This window comes from Burkholderia sp. Bp9090 (assembly GCF_003857985.1).
Lineage (GTDB): Bacteria > Pseudomonadota > Gammaproteobacteria > Burkholderiales > Burkholderiaceae > Burkholderia.
In genome coordinates, this window is record NZ_QTPV01000004.1 from 25,880 (window position 1) to 48,643 (window position 22,764).

Below are 22,764 nucleotides of genomic sequence, written 5' to 3' on the forward strand. Positions count from 1 at the left end.
GGCCGCGGGAACGCGTAGCGACATGCGGGACGCACCGGCGCCGAACGACCTGTCCCTCGATGCGTCCGACGCAAGGGCTGCGCTCGACGGTCTGGACGCGCGCCTGATGCGCATCCTGCTCGTGCTGCTCACCGAGCGCACCGTGTCGCGCGCGGCCGTGCGGCTGAACATGTCGCAACCGGCGACGAGCGCCGCGCTCAAGCGGCTGCGCACGCTGCTCGGCGATCCGCTGCTGGTGCGCAGCCGCTACGGCATGGTGCCGACCGAGTTCGGCGCGCGGCTGATCGAGCCGCTGCGCAACGCGCTGCGCGTGATCGACTTCATCCGCATCCAGCAGCCGACCTTCGACGCGCGCACGTCGGTGCGCACCTACCGGATCGGTTGCCCCGACTACCTGAACGTGCTGTTCGTGCCGAAGCTCGTCGCGTTGTTCCGCGAACGCGCGCCGAACGCGCAGCTCGTGTTCCATCCGCTCGGCGACGGCTACGACGACGAACGCGCGCTCGCCGACGGCGAGCTCGACGTCGTGATCGACAACCGCCCTGCCCGCCTGTCGCGGTTCCGGCAGGACGACCTGTTCGACGATCGCGTCGTGTGCCTGATGCGCGCCACGCATCCGCTCGCACGGCGCGGCGCGATGACGGCCGCCGAATTCGCACGCGCCGCGCAGCTGTGCCCGACACCGTCGTGGCTCGAAGCGTCCGGCGCGATCGACCGGCAGCTCGAACACGTCGGCCTGCAGCGGCGGATCGTCGTCACGCTGCCGCACTTCGAACTCGCCGCGCATGCGCTCGTGCGCTCCGACCTGATCCTCACCACCACGTACCGGCTCGCGCGCCACTACGCGAAGCTGCTGCCGCTCGGCGCGGTGGCGCTGCCGGCCGAGCCGCCCGAGATCGTGTACCGGATGACGTGGAACGAGTCGGGCGCCTGCGTCGACGGCGTGCGCTGGCTGCGCGGGCTGATCGCGGAGGCGACGCGCGGCTGGCTCGACGCGGAGGCCGCGCAGCCGGCCGTCGCGGCGGTTGCCGCGAATGCGGATGCGGATGCGCGGGCGAATGTGCCGATCGCCGACGCCCCGCCGGAACCGACCCGACGCACGCGCCGCCGGCAGGCGACGCACTGCGGTGCATCGCAACGGCCGCGTGTCGCGCGCGCGGCGCGCGTTCATCGCGTCACGACGAAGTCGCGCTGAATCGATCGCCGACGACAACCTGAACGCGCAAGCCCGGCGGCTCCGTATCGTCGCGTGCAACGAGCGAGGCATGAACGCCCGCCGCACGCATCACGCGTCGCGCATCGGTTGCGCAAGCAACTTGTATGCGATGACGGCGACGGCAAGCGCGAGCACGCCGCTGACCGTCAGCGCCGCGGCGAATCCGCTCGCGAAGGCCGCGGGTGCCGCATCGGCAAGCTGGCGCACGGCCGACGGCGGCACGTGCGCGAGCGCCTGCGCGAGATCGCCGGCCAGCAGGCTCGACATGAACGGCGCGTCGACGAACGCGCGCATGCCCGGCGCGGCGGACAGCAGCCGGTCGAGGTGCGCGTGCGTGCTGGCGGCCAGCACCGCGCCGAGCACGCCGACGGCCGTCACGATCGCCGAGAAGCGCGTGGTCGTGCTGATGCCCGACGCCATTCCGGTACGGCCCGGCGGCACGCACGCCATGATCGCCTTCTGCGTGTCGCCGTTCATGATGCCCGCGCCGCAGCCGGTCACGAACATGCCGAGCGCGACGAGCCGGTAGTCGCCGCCGGCCGTCAGCGCCGCGGTCGCGAGATTGCCCGCGCCGATCAGGGCGAGCCCGCCCGCCAGCACGCCGCCGGACGATACGCGCGCGGCGAGCAGGCCGCCGAGCGACGGCCCGGCGATCATCGCGAACGCGAACGGCAGCATCCCGAGCCCCGCGTCGATCGCGGACATCCCGAACGCGTTCTGCAGGTACAGCGGCAGGAACGTCATCATCACCTGCGCGCACGCCGCATAACCGAACATCGCGAGCACGGCACCGACGAAACGCGGCTGGCGGAACAGCGCCAGATCGATCATGGGCCGCGCCTGCCAGCGCTCCGCGCCGATGAACGCGGCCAGCAGCGCGGCGGCCAGCGCGAACCGGCCGAGCGTCGCGGCCGACAGCCAGCCATGCGACGGCGCGCCGATCAGCGCCGCGATCGCGCAGGCGAGCGCCGCGCCGAACAGCAGGCTGCCGGCGGCATCCACCCGTTTCGCGTGCGGATCGCGCGACTCGTCGATCGCGACGCGCGCGCCGGCCGCGAGCAGCGCGCACACCGGCAGGTTCAGCAGGAACACCCAGCGCCAGCCGATCCACTGCGTGATCGCGCCGCCGACCAGCGGCGCGACGGCCGTCGCGATCCCCATGCACATCCCCCAGATCGCCCACGCACGCGCCCGTTCGCGTCCGTCCGGAAAGCGGTTCGCGATCACCGCGAGCGCGGCCGTCAGCAACAGCGCGGCCCCGCCGCCCTTTGCCGCGCGCGCGGCGATCAGCCAGCCGGCCGACGGCGCGATCCCGCACCCGAGCGACGCGAGCGAAAAAAGCGCGAGCCCCGCGCCGAGCATGCGCTTGCGTCCGAAGCGGTCCGCCAGCCCGCCGGCCGGCAGCAGGCATGCGGCGAACGCGGTCATGTAGGCGCTCACGACCCATTCGATGTCGGCGAAACTCGCATGGAAGCCGCGCGCGATGCTCGGCAGCGACACGGCGACGACGTTCGTGTCGAGCACGATCAGCGAGCACGTCGCCGACGCGACCGCGAGCGTCGCGGCGGCCGGCAGGCGGGTGCCCGTGCGCTCGGCGGCAGGCGCGCCTGCGCGCGGGGCGGGAGAAGACTGGGACATCGACGGCTCCGGAACAAGAGGAACGAGCCGTATGCTAGGCTTGCCCGGTATTACCCGTCATTGACATACCGATGCAGTTTCATTAACGAAAATTGCAATCATGAATCCGCTCGAATTCCGTCACGTGCGCGCGTTCCTGAGCGTCGCGCAGCACCTGCATTTCGCGCGCGCGGCCGACGCGCTCGACATGGCGCCGCCCGCGCTCACGCGGCAGATCCAGGAGGCCGAGCGGCTGCTCGGCGTGCGGCTGTTCCAGCGCTCGCGCCGGGAGGTTTCGCTGACGGCGGCAGGCATTGCGTTTCTCGCCGAGGCGCGCGCGGCGGTCGAGCATCTGCAGCGCGGCCGCGAACTCGCGACGCTCGCCGAGCGCGGCGAACTCGGCCGGATCGAGATCGGCTACGTGTCGTCGGCCGTCTATTCGGGCACGCTGCAGCGCACGGTCGGCGCGTTCCGCGCCGCGCATCCGCGCATCGAGCTGAACCTGCGCGAGGTACCGATGGACGACGTCGCGAAACAGCTCGACGCGGGCCGGCTCGACCTCGCGTACGTGCGCCCGCCGTTGCCGCTGCCGGGCGGGCTGCGGATCGTCACGCTGCAGCGCGACGTATTCGTCGCGGCGGTGCCGGCCGATTCGCGTTATGCGGCGATGACCGCCGTGCGTGCCGCCGATCTCGCCGACGCGCGCTTCGCCGTGCCGGAACAGGAGCGCGGCACGCTCGAAGTCGCACGCCGCGGCCGCTTCGCGCCGGTGATCGCCGCGCGGCCGGGCGGGTTGCTCGCGGTGCTCGCGTGCGTATCGGTAAACGGCTGGGTCGCCGTGATCCCGGACGCGCTCGCCGGCTGCGTGTCGTTGCCGGGCGTCGTGTACCGGCCGATCGCCGGCAAGCCGATCATGTCCGAGCTCGCGCTCGCGCACCGGCGCTTCGAGAAGGCGCCAGCGGTACGCGCGTTCCTGCGCGCCGTCCCTGCCGCGGGCTAGCGCCTGTCATGCCGATAACGGACGCGCGAATAAGCATTTCGCGATTCGATGTTTGCCGGCGCGAAACCGATTCCGTAATCTGCCCGGCAGCCGCGCGGCCTCTCGCGCGGATCACCGAGGACCTGCCGCCGATGACTTCGCCCTCCGCCCCGGCCCGCCGCCGCGCACTGCTGCGCGTGGCCGCCCTGGCCGCCGCACCGCTTGCCGGCGCCGCCGCACGGCCCGTCCGCGCGGCCGGCCCCGACCTGTCCAACGTGACGCTGGTGCTCGGCGACCAGGCCGGCGGCCTGCGCGCGCTGGCCGAAGCCGCGCGCGTGCTCGACGGCGTGCCGTACCGGTTTCGCTGGGCGAATTTCCAGGGCGCCGCGCCGCTGTTCGAAGCACAGCGCGCGGGTGCGATCGACCTCGCGCCGGCCGGCGACCTGCCGGTGTTGACGGCCGCGCTCGGCGATCCGGCGCTGCGGATCGTGGCCACGCGCGTCGGCTCGCCGACATCGCTCGGCATCGTCGTGCAGCCCGATTCGCCGGTGCGCACCGTCGCCGACCTGAAGGGGCGCACCGTCGTCGTGTCGTCGGCGCGCGGCAGCATCTCGCAATACCAGCTCTACGGCGCGCTGCGCGAACACGGCCTCGCGCCTGGCGACGTCGACGTGCGCTTCGTGCTGCCGGTCGACGCGTTCGCCGCATTTGAGGCGAAGCAGATCGGTATCTGGGCGACCTTCGATCCGTATTACGGCAACGTGGTCCGGCGCGGTGCGCGCATCGTGCGCGACGGCAGCGGGATCAATTCCGGGCTCGCGTTCCTCACGTCGCCGGTCGACACGCTCGACGATCGCGCGAAGCGCGCGGCGCTGTCGGACGTGCTCGCGCGGCTCACCCGAGCCGGCCAGTGGGCGCTCGCGCATCCCGCCGATTACGCGACCGTCTATGCGTCGCTCACGCGCCTGCCGCGCGAGGCGGCCGCCGACATCGCGCGCCGGGCGGCGCTCGCGCAGCGCGGCGTCACCGACGCGGACATCGACGTGCTGCAGCGCGTCGCCGATCGCGCGACCGCGGACGCGATCCTGCCGAAGCGCGTCGACGTCGCGTCGATCGCGGTGCGCAACCTGTCGGCCGCGTAACCGGACTCGCACGCGCCCAGTGCGGCGACGACCTGTCAAGATCCGGCACGTCGTCGCCGAACGTCGGCGCGACCGGCGTTCGCATCGCTGCGACCGGCAGCGTCGGGCCCGACTGGTTGAACGTTCAGCGCTCGTCCGCCCACGACGACGACGGCGCGCACGGCACCGGCGCACCGGCCAGTACCCGGACTTGCATCGCGCCCGCATTCGGCATCGAAAACGCCATCCTGGTGCCGCCATACGCGATTCGCCGACAACCGCCGGCCGGTGTTTGCCCCCGCAAGCCGTTCGTCGTGCGAAACCGCCGATACGTGTTACGAATCGGCGATTCCTGCGTACAATGAACGCAACACGTATCGTCCGGGCGGCGGTGGACACGCACCCCGGAACCGCATTCACGCCGAACCGGGCCGGGCCCGTTCGGCGGACGACAACCGGAACCATACGGTGCAGCGCAGGCCGGATCTCTCGGGAGACCGCAGCATGTCCACGCACGCCAGGAAACCGCTGATATCGCTCGTCGTGCCGTTTCATGACGAAGAAGACACGATCGACGCGTTCTTTGCGGAAACACTGCCCGTTCTCGAGTCGGTCGCCGGGGTCCGCTTCGAGATCGTCTGCATCAACGACGGCAGCCGCGATCGCACGCTCGACCGGCTGGTCGCGATCGCCGCCCGCGACGCGCGCGTACACGTCGTGGATCTCACACGCCGCTTCGGCAAGGAAGCCGCGCTCACCGCGGGCCTCGACGAGGCCGCCGGCGCCGCGGTGATCCTGATCGACGCCGACCTGCAGGACCCTCCCGCCCTGATTCCCGCGATGATCGAACACTGGCGCGCCGGTGCCGAAGTCGTCGCCGCGAAACGCACCGACCGCATGTGCGACCCATACCTGCAGCGCGCGGCGGCGGCGCTCTACTATCGCGTGCACAACGCGCTGTCCGAAGTCGAAATGCCGGAAAACGTCGGCGATTTCCGCCTGATGGATCGCGAGGTCGTCGAAGCGCTGCGCGCGCTGCCGGAGCGGCGGCGGTTCATGAAGGGGCTGTTCGCGTGGGTCGGCTTTCGCACCGCTATCGTCGAATACACGCGTGCGCCGCGCAGCGGCGGCCGCTCGAAGTTCTCCGGATGGCGACGCTGGAACTTCGCGCTCGAGGGCATCACGAGCTTCAGCACCGTGCCGCTGCGCGTGTGGACCTACGTCGGTCTCACGTTCGCGATGCTGTCCCTCGCGTATGGCGCCTTCATCGTGGTGCGCACGCTGCTGTACGGCAATCCGGTGCACGGCTACCCGTCGCTGATTTCCGTCGTGCTGTTCGTCGGCGGCATCCAGCTGATCGGTATCGGCGTGATCGGCGAATACCTCGGGCGGATCTATCACGAGTCCAAGCAGCGCCCCGTCTATCTCGTGAGGCGGCGCTACCGTGCCGAGCGCGATGCCGCCGCCCAGCCGGCATCGAAGCTGCTGCAGTTTCCGCTGAAGCGCGCGCCCGCGGCCCGCCGCAGGGCAGCGATGCCGGCGGTCGCCGGCGCCGCCGCCCGCAAGGCGTCGTTCAAGTAGAACCGGACCGCCGCAATTGGACATTCCCCGCGAATCGATGCGCTCGGCGGAGCGGCCCGTGCGCGCGTGGCTCACGCTGCGGCGCGTCGTCGTGTACAGCGTGCTGATGCTCGTGCTCGACGCACTGTTCGTCACGATCTGGACGACCGTCGTTCGTCACGGGGCCGGGAGCATCGGGGCACGCCCCGGTGCCGACTTCTCGGTGTTCTGGTCGGCCTCGTATGTGATGCTGCACGGCTCGCCGGCGCAGGCGTACGACTTCTCCGCCTTCTCGCGGCTGACGACCGGCCTGTTCACGCATCTTCGCCGCGACGTCTTCGCCCCGTGGCTGTACCCGCCCACCTATTTGCTGCTCGTGACCCCGCTGGCGCTACTGCCCTTCGCGCTCGGTTACCCGGTGTTCGTCACGATCGGCGTCGTCGTGCTCGGCCTCGTCGCGTGGCGCGTTTCGCGTCTCGGCACGATTCCGGGCGCATCGCGCGTCGGCCCGCTCGCGCTGGCCGCCGCGCCTTGCGTGTTCGTCACAGCGACGCTCGGGCAAAACGCGTTCCTGACCGCGTCGTGCGCGGCGCTGGCCGTCCACTGGGCCGATCGGCGGCCGATCTGGGCGGGCCTCTGCATCGGCCTGCTGTCGGTCAAGCCGCAGATGGCGCTGCTGTTCCCGTTCGTGCTGGTCGCCGTGCGCGCATGGCGCACGATCGCATGGGCCGCGCTCGCCACCGGCACGTTCGTCGCGCTGAGCGTCCTGGTCTGCGGCATCGAGTCGCTGCGCCTGTTCGTCGCCAGCACCGGACTCGCGCGATCGATCGTCCTCGAACACGGTGTCGTGTTCTGGCTCGCGTCGCCGACGCCGTTCGCGGCGTTCCGGCTTGCGGGCGTGCCGCTCGGTGCCGCCTATGCCGCGCAAGCGTGTATTGCGGCAATCGCGATCGCCGCCGCGTGCATCGCATGGACGCAATCGCGCGATACCCGCGTGCGCGCCGCCGTGCTGGCGGTCGCGACGCTCGTGGCGAACCCGTACGTGTGGCACTACGAACTTGCGTGGCTCGCCATCGCGATCGCCTGCATGCTGTCGATCGGCTGGCGTGACGGCTGGCTGCGCGGCGAACAGGCCGCGATCGCGCTGATGTGGGCGCTGCCGGTCGCCGAATACCTGAACCCGTGGCTGCTGCTGCCGCAGATCGGCCCGGCCGTGACGCTCTTCGCGCTGCTCGTGCTGCTGCGCCGCGCGCGGCACGATGCTCACAACGCGAGCCGCGGCGGCACGTACACGCCGTAGTACGGCCCGACGCCCGTCGCGACGCCGGTCATCTTCACGCCGGCGACGAAGTGCCCCTGGATGTACTTGTACGTGCCGCCGAGCGACACGTCGATACGGAACGCCGCGAACGCGACGATCGGCACGTAGGTGCTGCTCGCCGTCTGCGTGACGACCGGCAGCACGACCGTCGTGCCGACCGGCACCGACGTGTAGAGCGTCGCCTTCACGCCGGTCGCGAGATAGATGCTGTCGCCGATATTGAGCGTCGTCGGGTTGCCGGTCACCATCAGGCCGCCCATCGTCGTCGTGTCGGTCGCGGTCGACAGGAACGACGTCCACTGGCCGCCCATGCACAGCGTGCCGTAGGTCTGGCCGTTCGTGATCGAGAATTCGTACGGCAGGTTGGTCAGCGGATTGATCAGCGGCTGGTTGGTCAGCGTGTTCCAGTACTGGTTGTACACGCACTGGTCGATCGCGACCGGAAAGAGCCCGCCCGCCGCCACCCCGCCCGGCGCGGCGAGCACCGCGATCGCGGTCGCGCTGCCGGACGCGCCCGGAATGCCGAGCAGCCCGCCGAGCAGCAGCGGAATCGAGCCGCCGTTCACGCCCGGCGCGCGCGACACGGTCACCTGAACCGCCGGCACGTCGTATTGGCCGGGCGTGATGGTCGTCGGCTGCATCGATGCGGGGTTGCGCGTCACGTTCCAGTACCCGGTCGTCACCGTGCCGGTCGCGAGCGGCGCGCCTGCCGCCGCATTCTGCGCGATCACGCCGTTCGCCGCCGGCGCGGCCTGCGACCAGTTCAGCGCGCCGCCCGTGGGCGACATCATCGCGTCGGCCGCCGCGAGCGCGGCCGCGTCGGCGGCGTTCTGCAACTGGTTGCGCACCGTGGCCACCCACGCGATGTCGATCGCCAGCGCGCCGAATGACAGCAGCGGAATCAGGAACAGCAGGAAGAACAGCGCGACGGAGCCGCGCTCGCGCGTGGCGCCGATGCATGGCGTGCCGGCTGCGTCATTCATAGAGCATCACCGAGCTGGCCGAGATCGTCACCGGGCCGGTGAGCGCGCTGAATGCCGACCCCAGCACCAGCCCCGAATACGTGTAGGTCACCGTGACCGTCAGCGCGGTGCCGGCCGTCGTGCCGTTCGCCTGCGTCACGGTGATGGTCGGCGTCGTCGCGGTGCCGCCGGTGATGAGGCTGTTCTGCGTGTAGGTCGATGCGACGTTGGCGATCTGTGTCGGGGTCAGCATCGGCACGCGCAGCACGACGCCCGCGCGCGCGGCCTCGCGGCTCGCGTTCGTGATGACGGCCTTGTCGCACAGCAGCAGGCTCGTGTCGATGATGCCGATCAGCACCATCAGCAGGAACGGCAGCATCAGCACGAACTCGAGGGATACGACGCCGCGCGCGTGACGGACGCCCATCGCCTGGCGTGTCATCTTGCCGCCCCCGCGGCGGGCGGCAGCGCGTGCGGGTCGAGCGCGGCCCCCGTCGACGGTCGTGCGGCGGCGGGCGCCGGGCGCGCCGCAAGCTGCGCGCGCACTGCCTCGTAGACGCGCAAATTGTCGGCCACCGCCGATGCGGGCAGATCCGCCGACAACAGCTTCTTCGCCGAATCGGTGTTGCCGAGCACGCCATACGCGAACGCGAGGTTCTGGCGCGCCTGCCACGGCGCATCGGGCAGCCCGGCCACGTCGAGCAGCACGTTCACGCCTTCGCGCGGCCGGTTGCTCAGCACGAGCGACAGCCCGAGGTCGACGCGCAAGCCCTGCGCATCCGGATGCACGCGCAGCGCATCGCGGTATACGGCCTGCGCGTCTTCATGGCGGCCCTGCAGGTCGAGCACCGTGCCGAGCCCTTCCGCCGCGAGCGGCAGGTTCGGCTGCGCGGCCAGCAGCTCGCGGTAGCGCTGGGCGGCCTCGTCGAGCCGGCGCTGCCGCAACGCGACGCGCGCGAGCCCGACCTGCGGCCCGGGTTCCGCGGGTGCCTGCTGTCGTGCCTGCTCGTAGAGAATCCGCGCGCGCTCCAGATCGCCCGCGCGGTAGCTGACGTCGCCCAGCCCGAGGCGCGCCGGGAGCGAATCGGGATGCCGGGCGAGCACCTTCTCGTACAGCGTCGACGCGAGATCGACGTTGCCGCCGGCGAGCGCGCTGTCGGCAATGCGCAGTTCGGCCTGCGGGTCGTCGCTCTTGTGCGACAGCGCCGGCCGCGTCTGGATGCCCGGCGCGCAGCCGCCGGCCAGCACCGGCAACACCGCCGCGAATGCGAACGCACGGATGGCGAATCGTGTCATTTAAAAACCTCTAGCAGTCGGATCGCCGCCGGGCCCGCCGCGATCAGGCCGACCGTCGGCAGGATGAACAGCATCATCGGCAGCGTGATCTTCGGCGCGAGCTTCGCGGCCTGCTCCTCGAGCGCGACGATCTGCTCGGTGCGCTCGCTGCGCGACAGCGTTCGCAGCGCCTGCGTGATCGGCGTGCCGAAGCGCTGCGATTGCGTGAGCGTCGTGGCAAGCGAGCGCGCCGACGCAAAGTCGACGCGCGTCGCGAAATGCGTGAGCGCTTCGGATACGTTGCCGCTCAGCGTCAGCTCGTCCGCGCATACCGTCAGCTCGTCGGCGAGCGGCGGGCAGATGCGCTCGAGTTCGCGCGCGACGCGCCGCACGCCCGATACGAGGCTGTTGCCGGCCATCGTGCAGATCACCAGCAGGTCGAGGGCGTCCGGAAAGCACGCGGCGATGATCCGCCGGCGCCGCCGGATCATTGCGCCGAGCACGTATTCCGGCACGATCACGCCGATCACGAACGCGGCGACCATCGCCAGCGCCCGGATCACGACGTATTCGCCGAAGCGCGGAATGTACGGGCTGAACACGATCGCGACGCCCGCGAGCAGCACGCCGCAGCTCAGCTTGATGCCGATCATCGACGACACCGCACGCCGCTCGCGAAAGCCCGCGCGCGTCAGCTGCAGCGCGAGCTTCACACGCTGCATCGGGTCGAGCACGGGCAACCGCTCGCCGAGTTGCGCGAGCCGCCGCGTCAGGTCCTGACGTACCTCGCCCGGCTGCAGCCGCCCCGCTACCAGCGACAGCGGACGTTGCCCGGCCGCCTGCTGCACGCGCTCCGCGATTCGCCGGCGCGTGCCGCCGCCGGGCGTCGCGAGCGCCGCCGCGACGCACGCGAGCAGCAGCAACAGTTCGAGGCCGCGGGCGGCCAGCATCGACATCGTCATCGCGCGGTATCCAGTTTCGAGATCTTGTGAATCGTCAGCAGTCCGATCGTCAGCAGCACCGCGGCGATCGTCAGCATCACGCGTCCGGCATGCGTGTCGAACAGCAGCATCACGTACGCGCGGTTCACGAGGAACAGCGCGCCGATCATCACGAACGGCACCGCCGAAATGATCTTCGTCGTGATCCGCCCCTCGGCGGTCAACGCGCGTGTCTTCAGGCGGATGTCGCGGCGCGTGCGGATGATGCTCGACAGCTCGTCGAGCGTCTCGCCGAGGCTGCCGCCGGTCTCGCGCTGCAGCAGCAGGTAGACGGTGAAGAACGAGAAATCCGCGATCATCAGCCGGTCTGCCGCGTGCGTCAGCACGTCCTTAAGATCCGCGCCGACGCGCAGGCTGTCGCCCATCGAGCGAAAGGTCGAGCGCACCGGCTCCGCCGCGCTGTCGCCCACCGTGCTGATCGCCTGCGTGACCGGAATGCCCGCGCGCACCGCCCGCACGATCAGGTCGATCGCGTCCGGGAACGCTTCGAGAAAACGCAGCCGGAACCGCTCGACCAGCGCGCGATAGCTGGCGCGCATCGCCACCAGCGGCAGCCCGACGTAGATCAGCGGATGGAGTGCGTGCGGCAACGCGACGAGTTGCACCACCACGATCGCGGCAATCGCGCCGGCGATCGTGCCGGCGACGACGATCCGCATCCCGCGTTCGCCGCCAACCGCCCGCACGCGCGTCACGTAGCGCTGCAGCCACGCGCGCGCGCGGCTTTGCCGCCGCGGCAGGTTGAACAGCGCGATGCCGGGTGCCGCGGCCGCACCGGCTTCCCGACCCGCCAGCGACGGCGCAAGGTGCCGCATCCGCTCGCGAATGCGCTGCTCCGGCGTGTGGCGCGCACGGTCCAGCCACGCGGACAGCGCGAGGCCCGCCGCGAGGATCACGACGAATGCGCCGAGCGCGAGCAGGTCCGCGGTGCTCATTGCCGGAAGACCTCGGTGAGCGCGTCCTCGACGCCGTAGTACGCGGCGCGCGGCGCGAACGCCGGCCGCAGCGACGACGCCTCGAACACGCCTTTCACCACATCCCGCGTCGTGTCGCCTTCCTGGCGGAACGCGAACAGGTCCTGCGTGATCACCACCTCGCCTTCCATTCCGACGATCTCGGTGATCCGGGTCACGCGGCGCACGCCGTCGCGCATCCGCTCGACCTGCACGAACAGGTGCACGGCGCTCGCGATCTGGCGGCGGATCGACAGCAGCTGCAGGTTCGCGTTCGCCATCATCACCATGCTTTCGAGCCGGCTGATCGCGTCGCGCGGCGAGTTCGCATGGATCGTCGTCATCGAGCCGTCGTGCCCGGTATTCATCGCTTGCAGCACGTCGAACGCTTCCGCGCCGCGGATTTCGCCGAGGATGATGCGGTCGGGCCGCATCCGCAGCGCGTTGCGCACGAGGTCGCGCTGCGAGATCCCGCCGAGCCCTTCCGTATTCTCCGGCCGCGTCTCGAGACTCACCACGTGCGGCTGCAGCAGTTGCAACTCGGCCGCATCCTCGATCGTCACGATCCGTTCGTGCTCCTCGATGTGTTGCGACAGCGCGTTGAGCAGCGTCGTCTTGCCCGACCCGGTGCCGCCGGAGATCACGATGTTCAGCCGGCACGCGCACGCGATCTTCAGCACCTGCAGCATCCCGTGCGAGATGTTGCCCTGATGCGCCATCCGCGCGAGCGTGATGTCGCGCTTCGCGAACTTGCGGATCGAGATCGACGCGCCGCGCATCGCGATCGGCGGCAGGACCACGTTCACGCGGCTGCCGTCGGCAAGCCGCGCGTCGACCATCGGGCTGCTCTCGTCGACGCGGCGCCCGACCGCCGCCGCGATCCGCTGCGCGACGCTCGTCACGTGCGCGTTGTCGCGAAACTTCAGCGGCGTGAGTTCGAGCCGGCCCGCGCGCTCGACGTACACCTGGTCGGGGCCGTTCACGAGGATGTCGGAGACGGTGTCGTCGGCGAGCAGCGGCTCGATCGGCCCGACGCCGAACATGTCGTTCAGGATCGCGTCGACGATCAGCACCTGCTCGCCCGCCGTGATCTTCAGGCGCTCGCGCTCGACCGTGTGCGCGGCCACCTGCTCGATGCCCGCGCGCACTTCGTCGCGCGTCTTCATCAGCGCCGCCGACATGTTCATCGACGAGAACACCGCGGTGCGAATCGCGTCGAACTTGCCGGAACGAATCAGCGCCTCGTGGGTATCGGCCACCGCAAGCCCGCGCGCGGATGCGGGCGCCTGGCTCGCTGCCGGGCCCGGCACCGGTGCGCCTTCGGGCGGCGCGGCGGGAGAAGCCGCCGGCCCGGGCGCAGGCGTCGGCCGTTTGCGGGTACCGAACGTCACGATCCTTTCCTCCATTTCACGAAGCGCGCGTACCACGGCTGCGCGACGGCCGTCGATTCGCCGGTGATGCCGTTCGCGAGCAGCCGGATCTCGTCCAGGAAGCCGCGGCGTTTCGTGCCTTCGATCGGCTCGCCGAGGTTCTCGGCGACCGCGAGCGTCTGCGGCTCGTGCGGCAGCTCGCGCAGCCGCACGCCGCCGAATGCGTCCTCGAAGTCGGCCGGCGCGACGCGCCCCTTGACCGGCTCGAGCGGGTTGTTCAGCATCATCGACAGCAGCCGCTCGCCGGGCAGCTCCCTCACGAAGCGCGCAAGCCGGGCGGCTTCGTACGCGGCATGCACCGAGCGGTCGGCGACGATATAGACGAGATCGGACACCGTCAGCGCATCCTCGAACAGTTTGCCGGCGCGGTTGCCCACGTCGAACAGCACGTAATGGAAGCGGTCCTTCAGCATCTCGACGAGCGACGCGATCGCATCGTCGCGCAGCGGCGCGTCGTCGCCGTACGCCAGTTCGGCCGACAGCACGTGCAGGCGGTCGCCCTTCGTGACGAACATGCGGTCGAACAACGCGTCGTCGGGACGCTGTTCCATGTTCAGCAGTTCGATCAGTCCGTTGTTGCTCGACAGCCCGAGCCGCGAGTTCGCGCCGCCGCCGTGCAGGTTCAGGTCGACGTATGCCACGCGGCGGCGCTTCTCGCCCGCCAAGCAGCGCGCGAGACTCACCGCGACCGTCGTCGTGCCGACGCCGCCGCGCGCGCCGACGAAGCTGACGATCTTGCCGGTACGCACCTGCACGACCGATTCCGTCGCGGTCAACGCGCGCCGCATCAACTCGACGGTCAGCGGCTTCACGATGTAGTCCTGCACACCGATGCCGAGCAGGTTGCGGAACAGCCCGACGTCGTTCTGCGTGCCGATCGCGACCACCCTCACGGACGGATCGCACACGTCGGCGAGCCGCATCAGGTCGGACACCGGCAGCACCGAATCCGACACGTCGACGATCAGCTGGCGCGGCGAGCGCTCGTGCTGCTGCAGCAGCCGGATCGCGTCGTCGCAATTGCCCGGCTGCACGTGGGCGCGCGTGATCGACAGGTCCTGGGCGACGCGGCGGATCACGTCTTCGCTGCCGGCATCGGAGACGACCGCGATGAGATCCGCCGCACCGGCTGCGGCGGCGCGCTTGGCATTCTGGCGATCGAGGACGTTCATGGGCGGCATCGCGATGGGCATCGGGAGCGGGTCAGTGGCCGGGCGAGCCGGTCGTCGTCAGCGTCTTGTCAGGAGCCGGCTGCTTCACGCGATCCTCGACGTAGCGGCGCACCGCGTCGGCGGCGACTTGCGCATCGGCGCCGCCGTACGGCACGGGCGCGACCAGGTCTTCCGGCCGCGCGAGCATCGTCGCGAGATTCGTGTAGGTCGCGCAGCCGAACGGCACGCCGGGCCGCCCGAACCCCGCATCGACGAGATGCGACGGCTGCATCAGCTTCGCGCAGTCGGGCGGCACCGCGTGCACGCCGTCGAAGCCGATCGCGCGCGCATCGGGCAGGTTGAGCGGCGGCGGCGCCGAGAAGCAGCCCGCAAGCACCAGTGGCGGCAAGGCGGCGACGATGGTTCGAACTCGCATGCGCGCTCCTCCGGTCAGTACACGAAGCCCGCGGCGCCGACGAGGCGCGGCGTGTCGCCCGTCAGCAGGTCGAGCCCGAGATTGCGCTGGATCGCGAACTCGAGATCGCTGCTCGGCCGCGCGACGGTGTCGAGCGCCTGCTCGAGCTGGCCGGGGCCGGTCGGCTGCACGATGTACGGCGTCACGATCACGACGACCTCGGTCTTGTTGTCCTGGAAGTTCTTCGACGAAAACAGCCGGCCGATGATCGGCAGCCGGCCGAGCCCCGGCACCTGCGCCACGGTATCCGCCGTCTGGCTCTGCAGCAGCCCGCCGATCGCGAAGCTCTGCCCGCTCGACAGCTCGACCGTCGTCTCGACGCGCCGCACCGAGAGCCCCGGCACCCTGACGCTGCCGGTCGTCACGCTGTTGTTCGAATCGACCTCGCTCACCTCCGGGCGCACCTTCAGGCTGATCCGGTTGTCGGCGAGCACGGTCGGCGTGAAGTCGAGCGACACGCCGAACGGCTTGAACTCGACCGTGATCGCGCCGGTGTTGCCGGCCTGCGCGACCGGAATCGGAATTTCGCCGCCCGCGAGAAAGCTCGCGGTCTGCCCGGACATCGCGGTGAGATTCGGCTCCGCGAGCATCGTGATCAGGCCTTCCTGATCGAGCGCGTCGAGCACGACGTCGATCGACCAGCGCCCCGCGCGGAAGCCGCCGAGCACCGAATACGCACCGGTCGGCGACAGGTTGAACACCTTGGTCGTCGGATCGAACAGCGTGCGGCCGCTGAGCAAGCCGCCGAAGAAGTTGCCGGCCGAGCCGAGCGAGCTCCAGTTGATGCCGAGCTGCTGCGTGACGTTGCGGCTCACCTCGGTCACGCGCACGCGCAAGTTCACCTGGATCGGGCGCGACAGCGTGAGCCGGTTGACGATCTTTTCCTTGTCGTTGACGTAAGGCGCGAGCGACTGCATCACGGCGTCCGCGTCGGCCGCGCTCGGCACCTTGCCCGCCACCATCAGCGAGCCCGGCGCGCCGGACACCGACAGCTTCAATTGCGGAAAGCGGCTGTCGAGCACCGCCTGCAGCGACGCGGTGTCGACCTGCACGATCACCGTGCGGCGCAGGATCGGCCGATGGTTCGCGCCGAGCGCGATCAGCGTGGTGGTGCCGGCCTTCTTGCCGAACACGAACACGGTGCGCGGCGACGGCACCTGGATGTCCGCGATGCTCGGGTCCGCGACGAACATCGCGGTCGCGGGTTCGGACAGCGACAGCATCTCGCCCTTGCCGGTCGCGATCGACAACGCCGCGCCGGCGTCCGCCGCGCTCGCGCGCTGCGCGAGCGCGACGCCCGGCGCGACGATGCAGGCCAGGCACCAGAAAGCCATCCAACGAACCATGCGCACCATGCGTGTTCCCGTCAAATGCCGGCCGCAGGGCGGCCGGCCCGAATCGTCACTGCTCACTGCGGCGCCGCGATCCGTGGCACCTGCGCCGTCGCATCCGCGGCGACATTGCCGCCCGGGGGTGCCGCGGGCGCCGCCGGCGCAACCAGCGTGCCCATCCAACCGGACGGCAGCGGCGGCAAGCCCGGCGTGCCGGTGCCGGTGCCGCGCGACCCGTCGTCGACCGACGAGCCGCGATAGATCACGACCGTATTGCCCTGCGGCGCCGGCCGCGTGCCGGCCTCCGTTCTCGCGGGCTGCGCCGGCTGCGCACGGCGCGCCGCGCGCGACACGTCGCCGGCCCACACCGGCGGCGTATCGGGCTCCGCTTCGTCGCCGCCCGCCGCCTGCCGGCGATCGCTCGTCGCGAAGCTGCGCAGCGACAGCGACAGCGAGCCGAGGCGCGTCGCGACCAGCACGACCTGCGCGGTGCGCGGCGCGACCTCGAGCGTGACCGTGCGCGCGCGGGCCGGCACGTCCGGCGCACTCGCAGGCGTCTTCGCACGCTGGAATTCCGAGCCGACCGCGAGCACGCGCGCGCGCCGCACGACCGTCTCCGCTTCGAACGTGCCGGGCGACGTCGCGGAACCGCCGATCTCCTGCGTGAGCACCACGTCGACGAAGTCGCCCGGCTGGATCAGCCCCGCGTTGCCCGACACGTCGTCGACCGGCACCGAGATCGCGCGCATGCCGGGCTGCAGCGCGGCCGCGAGAAAATCCGGCGCGGCGCCCGGAATCACGTTGTCCGCACGGATCGGCGCGCCGGCGTCGACACGATTGCGCAGCAGCGCGCCTTTCAGGTCCGCGCCCGGTTGCGACTCGACGAACGCACCGGCCGGCACCTGCGTGCGCGGCATGCGCTTCCACGCGAGATCGTTGTCGCGCAGCAGCAGCCCTTCGGGCAGGTCCGCCGCCGCGACGCGCACGCGCACCTCGGCCGCTTCGCCGGGCACCGGCGGCGTCGACGCGGCGACATACAGCTGGCGCAGGATGAACGCGCCGATCGCGGCGGCAATGATCAGCACGGTCATTCTCAGGGGTTTGGGCATGGCGGCGTGCGTCCCCGGTCTAGGCAAGCGAAACCGCGTGAGGGAACGGCGCCCAGACGGCCAGCGCCCCGCCGAGCGCGAGCGCGATCCCGTACGGCACGCCGCGCGTCGCGATCGTACGCGCCGGCGCGGCGCGACGCTGCCATGCGACGGCCGCGAGCGCGGCGACGCCGCACGCGGCGCCGCTCGCACCGACGATCGTCAACACCGGGAACGCGAGCGCCGGGCCGGCCCACAGGAATACCGCCGCCGCGAGCTTCACGTCGCCGCCGGCGATCCAGCCCGCGTGACGCAGGCCGGCGAACAGCAGCAGCATCGCCGCGGCGGTCGCCACGTGACCGGCGAGGTGCGCGAGCCCTTCGCGCGCGAGTGCCGCCGCAACGAAATACAGCATCGCGAACGCCAGCACCGCGCGATTGGACAGGTGCCGCGCGCGCACATCCTGCGTCGCGAGCGACACCAGCACGAGCGTCGCCGCCGACTGTACGAGAAAGAGCATCGGAGAGCCGTCCGTCGGCGCGCCCCGGCTGGATACGTCGTACCGCTGCGGATCCGTGTGTTCGTCGGCGGCGCGCGGGTTCAGGAGATCAGATCAGCGCCGTGACCTTGTTGATCAGCGCGGTGAACACGGCCGGCAAGCCGCCGGATGTACTGCTGAGGATCACCCCGACCGCCGCCAGTGCGACCACGACGATGCCGGCCAGAACCGCGTACTCGAGCGAGCTGACGCCGCGTTCATCGCGCAGCAAGGTCTTGACGTATTGCAGCATGACAACCTCCGTGTGACGGGGTCGGTGATCGACCGTTGAGTGAAAAGAAGCGGCGCTGCTTCGGTGGCACGCACGGCGTTTTCGCCCATTCATGACTCATGCGGCAGCCCTGTCGTCGGGCCATGCGCATCCCCCGGAATCCATTCGATCGCTGCAACGCGCGGTGGTCGGCAATGGAATCCGCCGCGACATGCGCGCTGGTTGTATAGCTGCATTGGCACAATGCAATTCACACCGATTCGTCTAGGGTATAGACAATTTTTTTGGCGATTTCAAACTATTTAGCGTCAGAGTGTATTTATGGGCGGTGCACTTCAGCGATGAAATTCGCGCATGCCATTTGCCGCTTTTCGGCATGATGCAACAAGCCCGGCGCGGCGTGCAGTAAGAATGTTAATACCGGGATGCATCGTTGCCGACGCCGTTGCAATTCGATGATTTTTATTCAGTTTTCCGATATGCCGCGTGATTTTCCTGTTCGCACCTGAAACGGACTCGCGCGTGCGTTTCCCGGCATCTTTTTCGCGCACGCCGGCATGATCCGGAAAATTTTGCGCACCCGATCGCATTGCCCGATCCGGATTGGCGCCGCTGTCACCGACGCTCGATCCGCACGCCGCGCTCGCCTGTCTCGCCATTTCCAATCGGCGCCATGCATGATTTGCCAACCCGAAACGCGGCGATAAGCATAGTTCAAATCGTTGCTTGTCCCGCGCCCGAGGCGTCCTCCAGAATGGTTCGACACCCTCCGGCCCGATTTCGACTCCTCACCATCCGACGCACCATGATCGACCGATTCCCGTCTCCACTGCGCCTGCTGCGATCGCTGCTGATCGCGTCCCTCGTTGCGTTGCCCGCTGCCGCCGCGCACGCCGACAAGCCCGCCACGATCCGCATCGGCGTCGCCCAGCAGGGCACCGGCGATCCGCCGACCTTCGGCGGGTCGAGCGCGGCCACCGTGCAGTTGCAGCAACTCGTCGAAAAGGAATTCGCGGCCGACGGCATCAAGGTGCAGTGGCTGTTCTTCAAGGGCGCGGGCCCGGCCGTCAACGAGGCGATCGCCAACAAGGCGCTCGACTTCGCCTACCAGGGCGACCTGCCGGCCGTGCTCGCGCGCTCGAACGGCATCAGGACGCGCCTGCTGCTCGCCGCGAGCGTGCGCTCGGGCGTCAAGATCGCGGTGCCGCCCGACTCCGGTATCCGCTCGATCACCGACCTGAAGGACCGCCGCGTGTCGATCTTCCGCGGCACGAACCTGCAGCTCGTCGCCGACAACGCGCTCGCGAAGAACGGCCTCGGCGAACGCGACCTGCGCGTGATCAACCTCGACTCCGCGAGTTCGCTCGCCGCGCTCGCGTCGAAGGGCATCGACGCGTCGGTGGGCGACTATCAGTTGTACAAACTGCGCGACGCGGGCCTCGCGAAAATCATCTACGAATCGCAGAACGACGGCCCGCAATACACGCGGCAGACCCACCTGCTCGTGCTCGACGACTTCGAGCACGCGCATCCGGACATCGTGCAACGCGTCGTCAACGCGCTGGTCAAGGGTGCGCAATGGTCGTCCGACGAAGCGAACCGCGATGCGCTGTTCAGGCTGTGGGAAAAAAGCGGCGTGCCGTATGCGTCGTGGCAGGCCGACTACGCGAACCAGCGCCTGAAGGACCGCCTGTCGCCGCTGATCGATCCGTTCCTCGTCGCGCGCTACAAGGCCGTCGCCCAGGACGCGCTGAAGCTGAAACTGATCCGCCAGCCGGTCGACGTCGACGGCTGGTTCGAGCCGAAGTACCTCGACAACGCGTTGCGCGCGCAGCACCTCGAGCACTACTGGCCGCGCTACGACGCGGCCGGAAAGCCCCTCTCCTGACCCGGACCCGCCCCGATGAGCGACACCGCGATCCCGATTCCGTCGTCCGACCCGCACGCGCGCGCCGTGCCGTCCCGCGCGGCGGCCGCGAAGCGCGTGGCGTGGCTGCTCGCGCCGTGGGCGCTGCCCGCGCTGCTGTTCGTGTTGTGGACCGTCGGTAGCGCGCGCGGCTGGATCGCACCGCAGATCCTGCCGCCGCCCGCACACGTCGCCGACTCGCTCGCCGAGCTCGCGGCCAGCGGCGATCTCGCGCGCCACACGCTGATCAGCCTGCAGCGCGTGCTGGTCGGCTTCGCGGCCGGCACGCTGCTCGGTTTCGCGACCGGCGCGGCGCTCGGCCTGTCGCGCACGCTCGAAGCCTACGTGCTGCCCGGCTTCAACGCGCTCGTGCAGATTCCCGTGCTCGGCTGGCTGCCGTTCCTGCTGCTGCTCGTCGGCGTCGGCGAGCCGCTGAAGTACCTGCTGATCGCGCATGCGGCGCTCGTCCCCGTGACGATGAGCACGCTGCAGGGGTTCCGCCAGGCGCCGCCCGCGCTCGATGAAGCCGCGCGCGTGTTCGGCTATACGCGCCGCCAGCGCATCGTCCACGTCGTGCTGCCGGCCGCGATTCCGACGCTCGCGACCGGCGTGCGGCTCGCATTCACGAAATCGTGGCTCGCGCTCGTCGTCGTCGAACTCGTCGCGTCGTCGGAAGGGCTCGGCTACCTGATCGTGTACGGGCGCCAGCTGTTCCAGCTCGATCTCGTGATGGCGGCGGTGATCGTGGTCGGCGCGGTCGGCCTCGCGATCAACCGGCTGCTCGACGCGCTCGAAGCACGGCTGCGCCGCGGCGTGCCGTCCGCATTCCGCGGTTGAACCCGATTCAAGGATTCTCCTCCCATGCCGCTTGACGCCACGTCCGCATCGGACGCCCCACCGCCCGCCGTCAGGATCGCCCGTCGCTTTCCCGTGCCCGATTGGCGCGGTTTCGTCCTGCCGCTCGCCACGCTCGCGCTCTGGTGGGCCGTGTCGTCCGCGCACCTCGTCAAGAGCGGGCTGCTGGTCGGCCCGGCCGACGTGCTGCACACCGCGTGGACCCAAACGACCAGCGGCGCGCTGGCGCGTGCATTGTCGGCATCGCTCGCGCGCGAAGCGTGCGGCTTCGCGATCGGCGCGACCGGCGGCCTGCTGCTCGGCACCGCGCTCGGGCTGTCGCGCATCGCCGCGCGCATGGTCGGCCCGAGCTTCGACACGTTCAAGCAGATCTCGCTGTTCGCGTGGATTCCGCTGATTTCCGTCTGGTTCGGCCTCGGCGACGTCGCCAAGGTCGTGTTCCTGTCGCTCGCCGCGCTGCTGCCGGTCGCCGCGCATACGTGCGACGGCATTCATGCGGTACCGCGCACCTACGTCGACGTGGCCCGCGCGCTGCGTTATTCGCGGCTTCAGCTCGTGCGCCACGTGATCCTGCCCGCCGCGCTGCCGTCGATCTTCACCGGGCTGTATCTCGGCCTCATCTACTCGTGGCTCGCGACGCTCGGCGCCGAGTACCTGCTCGTCGCGGGCGCCGGGATCGGCAACACGCTGATCGACGGCAGCGAGCAGTTCCGGATGGATCTCGTGCTGTTCGGGATCATCGTCGTCGGCGTGACCGGCTGGGCGCTGAACGCGGTCGCGCGTGCGATCGAGCGCAAGGTGCTGGCCCGGCGCGGCGAGCTGCGCCGCTGATCGCCCTCTTCCTTCCCGTTGCTTCCCTTTCCGCCATGACGACTCTCGCTTCCGATTCGCTCGATATCCTCCACGTGAGCAAACGCTATGCGCAACGCGGCGCATCGCTCGCCGTGCTCGACGACGTGTCGCTGCACGTGCGTGCCGGCGAGTTCGTCACGATCGTCGGCGCGAGCGGCTGCGGCAAGTCGACTTTGCTGCGCCTGATCGCCGGGCTCGATACCGACTACGCGGGCGAAATCCGCGCCGGCGACGAAACGGTGCGCGACACGTCGCTGCAGCGCGGGATCGTGTTCCAGGATCACCGGCTGTTCCCGTGGTTGACGGTTGCGCAGAACATCGAGGCCGCACTGCGCAATGCGCCGCTCGACGCACCGGCCAAACGGCGCGCGGTAGCCGAGCACATCGCGCTCGTCGGGCTGAACGGCTTCGAGCATGCGTACCCGAACCAGCTGTCGGGCGGCATGGCGCAACGCGTCGCGATCGCGCGCGGCCTCGTGAATCGCCCGCGCGTGCTGCTGCTCGACGAACCGTTCGGCGCACTCGATGCACAGACGCGCGCGCGGATGCAGAACGAACTGCTGCGCATCTGGGAACAGGAACGCATCACGATGGTGCTGGTCACGCACGACGTCGACGAAGCCGTGTATCTCGGCGATCGCGTCGTCACGATGGCGCCGCGTCCGGGGCGCATCGAGCGCATCCTCGACATCGCGTTGCCGCGGCCGCGCCGGCGCGACTCGCCGGAATTCGCGCGGCTGCGCGACGCGGTGCTCGCCGATTTCGACGATCTCGAACCGCCCGGCAACGGCGGCAGCGGCAGCCGGGCAAACCGTGACGAGGCACTCGATGCGCACCGGATCGGCGCATGGCGGCTCGCGTGGTGATGCGCTCACGCGGCCGGCCCGATGCCGTGCCCGAA

At 70.2% G+C, this 22,764-nt stretch carries 23 protein-coding genes; 9 read left to right on the top strand and 14 right to left on the bottom strand.

What is annotated here, in order from left to right:
* Positions 1-22: 22 nt before the first annotated feature.
* Complete coding sequence (locus tag DIE16_RS05215; protein WP_124891965.1) at positions 23-1,195, top strand: LysR family transcriptional regulator; 1,173 nt, start codon at positions 23-25, stop codon at positions 1,193-1,195.
* A 90-nt stretch (positions 1,196-1,285) separates the two neighbouring features.
* Here DIE16_RS05215 and DIE16_RS05220 read toward each other — a convergent pair whose 3' ends face one another.
* Positions 1,286-2,854 carry an MFS transporter gene (locus tag DIE16_RS05220; RefSeq protein ID WP_124891966.1) on the bottom strand — a complete coding sequence of 523 codons (1,569 nt, stop codon included), beginning with the start codon at positions 2,852-2,854 and terminating at the stop codon, positions 1,286-1,288.
* Positions 2,855-2,954: 100 nt separating this feature from the next.
* Here DIE16_RS05220 and DIE16_RS05225 point away from each other — a divergent pair, with 100 nt between their 5' ends.
* The 4 genes from DIE16_RS05225 (at position 2,955) to DIE16_RS05245 (ending at position 7,793) form a co-directional block, all read left to right on the top strand.
* Positions 2,955-3,833 carry a LysR family transcriptional regulator gene (locus DIE16_RS05225; protein ID WP_124524167.1) on the top strand — a complete coding sequence of 293 codons (879 nt, stop codon included), beginning with the start codon at positions 2,955-2,957 and terminating at the stop codon, positions 3,831-3,833.
* Positions 3,834-3,964: 131 nt separating this feature from the next.
* The gene (locus tag DIE16_RS05230; protein WP_124891967.1) at positions 3,965-4,954 is read left to right on the top strand and encodes an ABC transporter substrate-binding protein; all 990 of its coding nucleotides are present in this window, start codon (positions 3,965-3,967) and stop codon (positions 4,952-4,954) included.
* Between the two features lie 483 nt (positions 4,955-5,437).
* The gene (locus DIE16_RS05240; RefSeq protein WP_124891968.1) at positions 5,438-6,514 is read left to right on the top strand and encodes a glycosyltransferase family 2 protein; all 1,077 of its coding nucleotides are present in this window, start codon (positions 5,438-5,440) and stop codon (positions 6,512-6,514) included.
* Positions 6,515-6,530: 16 nt separating this feature from the next.
* Positions 6,531-7,793: a glycosyltransferase family 87 protein gene (locus DIE16_RS05245; RefSeq protein ID WP_260434350.1), complete on the top strand. Its 1,263-nt coding sequence runs from the start codon at positions 6,531-6,533 to the stop codon at positions 7,791-7,793.
* Here the strand turns inward: DIE16_RS05245 and DIE16_RS05250 are convergent.
* The 13 genes from DIE16_RS05250 to DIE16_RS05310 all read right to left on the bottom strand — a co-directional run bounded on the left by DIE16_RS05250 (position 7,757) and on the right by DIE16_RS05310 (position 18,909).
* Positions 7,757-8,797 carry a TadG family pilus assembly protein gene (locus DIE16_RS05250; protein WP_124521146.1) on the bottom strand — a complete coding sequence of 347 codons (1,041 nt, stop codon included), beginning with the start codon at positions 8,795-8,797 and terminating at the stop codon, positions 7,757-7,759. The two genes, DIE16_RS05245 and DIE16_RS05250, sit on opposite strands and share 37 nt — an antisense overlap.
* On the bottom strand, positions 8,790-9,218 hold the full coding sequence (locus DIE16_RS05255) for a TadE/TadG family type IV pilus assembly protein (RefSeq protein ID WP_044843875.1): 429 nt from the start codon (positions 9,216-9,218) through the stop codon (positions 8,790-8,792). Before DIE16_RS05255 ends, DIE16_RS05250 begins: the two co-directional genes overlap by 8 nt.
* Positions 9,215-10,072 (bottom strand): lipopolysaccharide assembly protein LapB, encoded by an 858-nt coding sequence (locus DIE16_RS05260; RefSeq protein ID WP_124891969.1) that lies wholly within the window; start codon positions 10,070-10,072, stop codon positions 9,215-9,217. Before DIE16_RS05260 ends, DIE16_RS05255 begins: the two co-directional genes overlap by 4 nt.
* Positions 10,069-11,013: a type II secretion system F family protein gene (locus DIE16_RS05265; protein ID WP_124521150.1), complete on the bottom strand. Its 945-nt coding sequence runs from the start codon at positions 11,011-11,013 to the stop codon at positions 10,069-10,071. The genes DIE16_RS05260 and DIE16_RS05265 overlap by 4 nt, the downstream gene beginning before the upstream one ends.
* Positions 11,010-11,987, bottom strand: a complete 978-nt coding sequence (locus tag DIE16_RS05270; RefSeq protein ID WP_124488401.1) for a type II secretion system F family protein — start codon at positions 11,985-11,987, stop codon at positions 11,010-11,012. Before DIE16_RS05270 ends, DIE16_RS05265 begins: the two co-directional genes overlap by 4 nt.
* Positions 11,984-13,396 (bottom strand): CpaF family protein, encoded by a 1,413-nt coding sequence (locus DIE16_RS05275; RefSeq protein WP_124524163.1) that lies wholly within the window; start codon positions 13,394-13,396, stop codon positions 11,984-11,986. Before DIE16_RS05275 ends, DIE16_RS05270 begins: the two co-directional genes overlap by 4 nt.
* Positions 13,393-14,616, bottom strand: coding sequence for an AAA family ATPase (locus tag DIE16_RS05280; RefSeq protein ID WP_124488399.1), 1,224 nt, complete (start codon positions 14,614-14,616; stop codon positions 13,393-13,395). Before DIE16_RS05280 ends, DIE16_RS05275 begins: the two co-directional genes overlap by 4 nt.
* A gap of 22 nt (positions 14,617-14,638) precedes the next feature.
* The gene (locus tag DIE16_RS05285; RefSeq protein WP_044843870.1) at positions 14,639-15,022 is read right to left on the bottom strand and encodes a CpaD family pilus assembly lipoprotein; all 384 of its coding nucleotides are present in this window, start codon (positions 15,020-15,022) and stop codon (positions 14,639-14,641) included.
* 14 nt (positions 15,023-15,036) lie between these two features.
* Positions 15,037-16,416: a type II and III secretion system protein family protein gene (locus tag DIE16_RS05290; protein WP_124891970.1), complete on the bottom strand. Its 1,380-nt coding sequence runs from the start codon at positions 16,414-16,416 to the stop codon at positions 15,037-15,039.
* A 53-nt stretch (positions 16,417-16,469) separates the two neighbouring features.
* Entirely contained in the window at positions 16,470-17,501 is a 1,032-nt protein-coding gene (gene cpaB, locus DIE16_RS05295) for a Flp pilus assembly protein CpaB (protein WP_124891971.1), read from the bottom strand.
* Positions 17,502-17,520: 19 nt separating this feature from the next.
* The gene (locus tag DIE16_RS05300; RefSeq protein WP_124668462.1) at positions 17,521-18,000 is read right to left on the bottom strand and encodes a prepilin peptidase; all 480 of its coding nucleotides are present in this window, start codon (positions 17,998-18,000) and stop codon (positions 17,521-17,523) included.
* Positions 18,001-18,088: 88 nt separating this feature from the next.
* Positions 18,089-18,271, bottom strand: coding sequence for a Flp family type IVb pilin (locus tag DIE16_RS05305; RefSeq protein ID WP_044843866.1), 183 nt, complete (start codon positions 18,269-18,271; stop codon positions 18,089-18,091).
* Between the two features lie 314 nt (positions 18,272-18,585).
* Positions 18,586-18,909, bottom strand: a complete 324-nt coding sequence (locus tag DIE16_RS05310) for a hypothetical protein (protein WP_124891972.1) — start codon at positions 18,907-18,909, stop codon at positions 18,586-18,588.
* 146 nt (positions 18,910-19,055) lie between these two features.
* On the opposite strand from DIE16_RS05310, the gene DIE16_RS05315 reads away from it, so the two are divergent.
* The 4 genes from DIE16_RS05315 to DIE16_RS05330 are packed head-to-tail and all read left to right on the top strand — an operon-like array spanning position 19,056 to position 22,729.
* Positions 19,056-20,138: an ABC transporter substrate-binding protein gene (locus DIE16_RS05315; protein WP_124891973.1), complete on the top strand. Its 1,083-nt coding sequence runs from the start codon at positions 19,056-19,058 to the stop codon at positions 20,136-20,138.
* 15 nt (positions 20,139-20,153) lie between these two features.
* Entirely contained in the window at positions 20,154-20,993 is an 840-nt protein-coding gene (locus tag DIE16_RS05320) for an ABC transporter permease (RefSeq protein ID WP_124891974.1), read from the top strand.
* 24 nt (positions 20,994-21,017) lie between these two features.
* Positions 21,018-21,842 (top strand): ABC transporter permease, encoded by an 825-nt coding sequence (locus DIE16_RS05325; protein ID WP_124891975.1) that lies wholly within the window; start codon positions 21,018-21,020, stop codon positions 21,840-21,842.
* Between the two features lie 35 nt (positions 21,843-21,877).
* Positions 21,878-22,729 (top strand): ABC transporter ATP-binding protein, encoded by an 852-nt coding sequence (locus tag DIE16_RS05330; RefSeq protein ID WP_124891976.1) that lies wholly within the window; start codon positions 21,878-21,880, stop codon positions 22,727-22,729.
* The last annotated feature ends 35 nt before the right edge of the window (positions 22,730-22,764 follow it).